The following is a 676-nucleotide window of genomic DNA, read 5'->3' as shown; positions in this document are numbered from 1 at the left end:
GATAATGGCGAGGCTATGTTTGGTGACCATAATCCGAGTGGGTATAACTATCATGGAGCTTATGGAGACTTAATTTTAACGCCTGATGGTAAATGGTTTTACCACGCAGATGCAGGACATTTAGCGCATATAGGTGGACGTCCTACAAGTCGAGGTACAGCAATTGATCGCTTAGGTGAAGGTGAATCTTTAAAAGATACCATCACAATTCATAGTAAAGATGGTACCCAACACAACATTGTTATCACAATTGAAGGCAGTAATGACCGACCTTATTGTTCAGGGCAAGTACAATTAAATACCGGCGCTGAGGATACCCGCCAAATAATTAGTACTGCACAACTGTTGCAGAATACCGTTGATGTTGATGCTAACGATGCGGGTAAATTAACGATTGAACATTTACATGCCGATCATGGCTCAATTCTAGTGAATAGCGACGGGACGTTTACCTATACACCTGAAAAAGATTACCACGGTCCAGTTTATTTTAACTACAACGTTGTCGATAAACATGGCGGCGTAACCCACGCAGAGGCCACAACCACACTTACCGCTATTAACGATGCCCCAATAATTGCATCACCGTTAACAGACACAGTGACTGAAGATAACCTCAATGTTCACCAAATTAATTTGCTTGATGGTGCAACGGATGTTGATGGTGATCAACTGA

At 42.2% G+C, this 676-nt stretch carries 1 protein-coding gene; it reads left to right on the top strand.

Annotation, left to right across the window (positions count from 1 at the left end; translation table 11 throughout):
- Positions 1-15 precede the first annotated feature (15 nt).
- On the top strand, positions 16-676 hold a 661-nt coding region (locus L2672_RS17235; protein WP_248997062.1), incomplete at its 3' end, for a cadherin-like domain-containing protein.

The sequence above is a fragment of the Shewanella gaetbuli genome (assembly GCF_023284065.1).
GTDB classification, from domain to species: domain Bacteria; phylum Pseudomonadota; class Gammaproteobacteria; order Enterobacterales; family Shewanellaceae; genus Shewanella; species Shewanella gaetbuli.
The sequence above is the reverse complement of the archived record's forward strand: the minus strand, read 5'-3'. Positions and strand labels throughout refer to the sequence as shown.